The sequence below is a fragment of the Candidatus Effluviviaceae Genus V sp. genome (assembly GCA_014728125.1).
GTDB lineage: Bacteria > Joyebacterota > Joyebacteria > Joyebacterales > Joyebacteraceae > WJMD01.
Genome location: WJMD01000179.1, coordinates 1 through 5417 on the forward strand (window position 1 = coordinate 1; position 5417 = coordinate 5417).

General features: G+C 64.6%; 5 protein-coding genes. 1 reads left to right on the top strand and 4 read right to left on the bottom strand.

Annotated elements, in window-relative coordinates; all coding sequences use genetic code 11:
* From GF405_10630 to GF405_10645, 4 genes are all read right to left on the bottom strand, one after another.
* The coding region (locus GF405_10630; GenBank protein ID MBD3368606.1) for a mechanosensitive ion channel at positions 1 to 860 on the bottom strand (860 nt) is incomplete at its 3' end.
* A 48-nt stretch (positions 861 to 908) separates the two neighbouring features.
* Positions 909 to 2015: an aminopeptidase gene (locus tag GF405_10635; GenBank protein MBD3368607.1), complete on the bottom strand. Its 1107-nt coding sequence runs from the start codon at positions 2013 to 2015 to the stop codon at positions 909 to 911.
* 49 nt (positions 2016 to 2064) lie between these two features.
* A complete protein-coding gene (locus GF405_10640; GenBank protein ID MBD3368608.1) occupies positions 2065 to 3171 on the bottom strand; it encodes an aminopeptidase in 1107 nt (368 codons plus the stop codon).
* Positions 3172 to 3229: 58 nt separating this feature from the next.
* Positions 3230 to 4882, bottom strand: coding sequence for an NAD+ synthase (locus GF405_10645; protein MBD3368609.1), 1653 nt, complete (start codon positions 4880 to 4882; stop codon positions 3230 to 3232).
* Positions 4883 to 5136: 254 nt separating this feature from the next.
* Here GF405_10645 and GF405_10650 point away from each other — a divergent pair.
* Positions 5137 to 5417: hypothetical protein (locus GF405_10650; protein ID MBD3368610.1), on the top strand; the 281-nt coding region annotated here is incomplete at its 3' end.

Here is a 5417-nt window from a genome sequence, read left to right on the forward strand (position 1 = left end):
GAGCCCTCGCCGAGATAGAGCGTCGTGTGCGGGAACGGGATCTCGATGCCCTTCTCGTCGAACGTGTTCTTGATGCGCCGGCGGAACTCCCGTCCGACGCCCCACTGCTGGAGCGGTTTCGTTGTGAACATGACGCGGATGTTGACCGACGAGTCTCCGAAGCTGTCGACGCCGAGAATCTGAAGCGGCTCGAGAATGAGCTGGGAGAACTTCTCGTCGGAGGTCATGCTTTCTCCGACCTCCTTGAGAACCTCCATGACGTGGTCGACGTCCTCCTTGTAGGCGACACCGACGTCGATCATGAAGCGCGACCACTCCTTCGTCATGTTCGTGACGACCGTGATCTCGCCGTTCGGAATCACGTGGACCTTGCCCTCGAGATCGCGGAGCGTCGTCGTGCGCAGCGAGATCACCTCCACCAGTCCGGCGTGTCCCGCGGCGCTGATGACGTCGCCTACGCGGAACTGGTTCTCAATGAGGATGAACATGCCGGCCAGGAAGTCCTTGACCAGCGTCTGCGCGCCGAAGCCGACGGCCAGACCGATGACGCCGGCGCCGGCGAGGATGGGCCCGATGTCGACGCCGAGCTCCTTCAGGATCATCATCCCGACGATCGACCATACGATGATGGTAAGGAGGTTCCGGACGACCTTCGTCAGCGTCTCCGCCCGCTTCTCGCGCTCGTTCTGGGTCTCCGGATCGTCGTCCTCGAAGGCCATTCTGATCTTGACGAGGATGAACGATGAGAGCCTGATGGCGATGAAGCCGCCGACCACCAGGAAGATGATCGTAAGACCGCTCGTGGCGACCCACTCCATGATCGTCTCTTTGCTGATGATGGTTGACCAGTCGAACGACATGTCTCGATCACCTCCCGATCCGGCAGGCGTACGCTGCCGGCTCTCTTGCTAGTCAAGCTTGAACTTCCCGTCCTTGTAGACGATCCTGCCGTCGGCGTAGATCTTCCCGCCGTCGCGCATGTCGGTGACCATGTCCCAGTGGACGCCGGACTCGTTGACGCCCCCCGACTCGGGGATCGATGCGCCGACGGCCATGTGGACCGTTCCTCCGATCTTCTCGTCGAAGAGCGTGTTCCTCGTGAACTGCTGCACGGCATAGTTCGTTCCGATGGCGAACTCCCCGATCCGTCTGGCGCCCTCGTCCGAGTCGAGCATCGCGTGCAGGAAGTCCTCACCCTTCGCCGCCTTCGCCTTCGTGACCCTGCCCTTCTTGAACGTGAGCTGCACGCCGTGCGCCTCGCGACCGAAGTAGAAGGCGGGGTACGAGAATGAGATCGTCCCTTCGACCGAGTCCTCGACGGGTCCGGTGAAGATCTCGCCGTCCGGCATGTTCGATGTGCCGTCGCAGTTGACCCACGTGCGCCCCTTGACCGACATGGTGAGGTCGGTGCCCTTTGTGACGACGCGAACCTTCTTTGTTCCGTTCAGACGCTTCACGATCTTCGCCTGCTTCCGGCTTATGCTCTTCCACGCCTTGATGGGGTCCTTCCTGTCGACCAGGCAGGCTCCGAGGACGAAGTCCTCGTACTCCTCGAGGGACATCTCTGCGTCCTGAGCCGAGGCGTTGCAGGGGAACTGCGTGCCGACCCAGAGGAGCTCGCCGGCCGCCTCGCGCTCCATCCATCGCTTGAAGAGCGGGGCCGTCGCCGCCGAGCGTGTCGCCTGCTTCCGGGGGTCGACGTTGGCCAGCGACTTCGTGTTCTCGTCGGCCCAGATCGAGATGACCTTGTCGATCTTCTCGAGCTCGAACTCCGAGATGGGGTTCAGGTGCTTGAGCTGCGTCTTGGTCGCCGTCCGGTAGAAGATCTCGGCGGCCGCTGGGAGCCGGACCCTCATGAACGGGTAGGCTCGCGCCTCGAGGGCCTTGCGGTAGATCTCGAGGAGCAGCGGCTCGGCCAGGTGAGCGCCCTGGATCGCCACCAGATCGCCCTTCTCGACGCCGACGGAGTAGTTCACGAGCACGTCGGCCAGCTTCGCGTATCTCTCGTCTCTCATCGAATGCCTCCGCTCGGGGGCGGGTCCCCGGGCTCAGATGTCGGTGCGTCTAGATCTTCGTGAACTCTCCGTTCTTGTAGATCAGCTTGCCGTCCGCGTAGATCTTCCCGCCGTCGCGCATATCGGTGATCATGTCCCAGTGGATGCCCGACGTGTTGACGCCGCCGCTTTCCGGATACGCGGCGCCGACGGCGAGATGGACCGTTCCGCCGATCTTCTCATCGAAGAGGATGTTCTTCGTGAACTGCTGGATGTACTGGTTCGTCCCGACAGCGACCTCGCCGAGAACCCGGGAGCCTTCGTCGGTGTCCAGCGTGGACAGGAGGAAGTCCTCGCCCTTCTCTGCCGAGGCTTTGACGACTCGACCGTCCTTGAAGGTGAGACGGACACCGTGAACCTCGCGGCCTCCCCAGACGGCGGGGAACGAGTACTGGATGGTCCCGTTCACGCTGTCCTCGACCGGCGCCGTGAAGACCTCTCCGGAGGGCATGTTGTGTCTGCCGTCGGAGTTGATCCACTTCCTTCCCTCGACGCTCAGCGTCAGGTCCGTTCCCTCCCGCACGATGCGGAGCTTCTTCCGCTCGCCGAGATACGAGCAGATCTTCGCCTGCTTCCGGCGCATCGTCTTCCAGGCCGAGACCGGATTCTTCCTGTGCAGCATGCAGGCCCGGAATACGAAGTCCTCGTACTCATCGAGCGACATCTCCGCGTCCTGCGCCAGGGCGTTCGTCGGATAGAGCGTGCCGCACCAGTCCAGCTCGCCGTCGCCGGCCCGCTTCATGAAGATCTCCCGGAGGTCTTTCCTCGAGCGGTTCGCCTTCTGCTGCCTGGCGGGGTCAACGTTGGTCAGGGCCTTCTTGTTCTCCGGCGCCCGGATGCTCACGACCTTGTCGATCTCCTTCACCTGGTAGATGTCGACCGGGTTGACGTACGAGAGCTGCTCGTCGCCGGCCGTTTCATAGAAGACGGGGCCGAGTCCCGGCAGTCCGACGCGGACGAACGGATGGCCCCCGGCCTTCAGGGTCTCCCGGTAGACCTCCTTGACCAGCGGGGCGGCCAGAGGAACGCCGTTGATCTGCACCAGGTCGCCCTTGTCCACGTCGAGACAGTACTCGACGATGAGTTTCGCGAACTTCTCGAGCCACACGTTCTTCACATCGTCCTCCAGAGGATGCTGTGCCGTCTCCCGCCCGCACCGGCCGGAGACGGCGTCTCTAGGTGTTCCAGGTGTCGTATCGAGCAGCGATCGGCATCCTGCGCCCCATACCGAACGCCTTGGTCGTGACCTTGAGACCCGGCGCGGCCTGCCTGCGTTTGTACTCGTTGGCGTTGACGTTCCTGATGACCCAGCGCACGTCGTCCTCGTCGAGCCCCTCCGAGACGATCTGCTCGAAGGTCGCGCCGCGGTCGACGTACCGGTCGAGGATGCGGTCGAGAACATCGTACGGGGGGAGTGTGTCCGAGTCGACCTGTCCCGGCTTGAGCTCGGCCGACGGGGGCTTCGTCAGAATCGCCTCGGGTATCACGGTGTGCTCGGCGTTCATGTGCGTCGCCAGCTCGTAGACCATCGTCTTCGGGACGTCCGAGAGGACGGCCAGTCCGCCCGTCATGTCGCCGTAGAGCGTGCAGTAACCAACCGCCAGCTCGCTCTTGTTGCCTGTGGAGAGGACGAGGCCGCCCGAGCGGTTCGAGAGCGCCATCAGGATGTTCCCCCGGATGCGCGCCTGGATGTTCTCCTCGGCGACCGAGACGCGGTCCTCGGGGAGGTTCGAGGAAAGCGTGCTCCGGTACGCGTCGTAGATCTCCGAGATGGCGACCTCGCGGCATTCGATTCCGAGGTTGCGCGCGAGCTCCCTGGAGTCGGTGACGCTGCCCTCGGACGAGTACGGAGACGGCATCGTCACCCCGAGCACATTGCCCGGCTCGAGGGCCTCGACCGCGATCGCCGCGACGACCGCCGAGTCGATCCCGCCCGAGAGTCCGATGAGTACGCGCTCGAAGCCGCACTTCCGCACGTAGTCGCGAACTCCCATGACCAGGGCGCGCCGAACCGCCTCCGGACGGTTCTCCGGCACGAAGTCGACCGTCCCGGATGAGGTTGTGTCGACGACCGCGACGGCCTCCTCGAACGCGGGCAGCGACGCCAGGAGACGGCCGTCGGCCGCGAAGCACATGCTGCGCCCGTCGAAGATGAGCTCGTCATTGCCGCCCACGAGGTTCACGACGACGAACGGGACGCCGCGCTCTCTGGCGTGGTCGGCGAAGAGGCGGTGGCGGACGACGTCCTTGCCGACGTAGAAGGGGGAGGCCGCGATGTTGACAAGAAGTTCGGCTCCGGCGTCCGCCAGCTCCGCGACGGGCTCGCGTTCGTAGATGCGCCTGGGCCAGAGGTCCGGGGCGGTCCAGGCGTCCTCGCAGATCGTGACGCCGACCGCCGTGCCGTCGAGCCTCAGCGGCGCGATCGTGTCCGCCCTGTCGAAGTAGCGCGCCTCGTCGAACACGTCGTACATCGGGAGAAGCGTCTTGGCGGCCGACCCGACGACCGAGCCGTCCTTCACAAGCACCGCTGCGTTCAGAAGTCCCTTGCCGACCGGCGCCTCGTTCCGGAGGACGGTTCCGACGAGGAGCGCCGTCCCGGGGAGCCTTCGACTGAGCTCCCGGAACCCGTCGAGAGCCTCCTCCGTCCGGTCCAGGAAGGCGCTCCGCTCCAGAAGGTCCCGGGGAGGATAGCCCGTCAGGAAGAGCTCGGGGAAGACCACGAGGTCGGGGGACGCATCACGGACATCGTCGAGCGCGCGGACGGCCCGTTCGAGATTGCCGTCGAAGTCGCCGACGGTCGCGTTGAGCTGTGCGAGGGCGATGCGCATGGTCGAGCCTCCCGCCGGCCGCCGGGGCGACCGGTCATCGGGAATCAGACAGGTGGAGCGTCAGAATCCCCATCATACAGATTCGACGGGGGGCGTTCTACCCTCGAAGTCCCCGGCGTGCGGCGCACAGCCCTCGACACGGGGGGCTTCCGTTCCCGGGGGACCGAGCACACATGCACAGAATGTGGCATGTGTCTTGCTTCGTCAGGGCTCAGTAAGGTGCAATCTGAGATTTCATCTGAACGGAGTTCCCGATGGCACGTTCCCGCATTGCGGGCCCACGGCGCAGCGTCTTCCGCGAACTCCTCGCATCGATGCTCGCCTTCGGCGCCGGCATCGGCCTGCTGTTCCCGCCGTTCGCGGCGTTCGCACTGAACGACAGCGGAGCTCTGAGCGCGCGTTTCTTCATGATGTGCGTCGCCGCGGGCTTGACCGTGGGCGTCGTCAACTACCTGCTCTTCCGGTTCTTCGTCTGCCGTGAGATGCGGCGCGTCGTGGAGGGAATGCGACACATCAACGACGCCGTGGCGACCGC